This is a genomic window from Pseudomonas sp. AC463 (assembly GCF_979253585.1).
The window spans coordinates 1-248 of sequence record NZ_CEEDDZ010000990.1; the positions used below are offsets into that span (position 1 = coordinate 1).

Consider the following 248-nt stretch of genomic DNA (forward strand, 5'->3'; position numbering starts at 1 on the left):
GGCGCGCCTGCTCGATCTGGTCGAACTGCCACGTGAGGTCGCCTCGCGCGATCCGGCGGCGCTGTCGGGCGGGCAGCGCCAGCGCGTCGGCATCGCCCGCGCACTCGCCCCGGGCGCGAAGCTGTTGCTGATGGACGAGGCGTTCGGAGCGCTCGACCCGCTGACCCGCGATGCGCTGGGGCGGCGGTTGCGCGACTTGCACGACGAACTCGGTTTGACGACGATCCTCGTCACGCACGATATGGCGG

The 248-nt window shown here is 71.8% G+C and carries 1 protein-coding gene; it reads left to right on the forward strand.

Going from position 1 to position 248, the window contains the following annotated elements; all coding sequences use genetic code 11:
• Nucleotides 1-248, forward strand: a 248-nt coding sequence (locus tag AC0IYH_RS33200; RefSeq protein ID WP_471838653.1) for an ATP-binding cassette domain-containing protein, incomplete at both ends; no start/stop codon positions are given.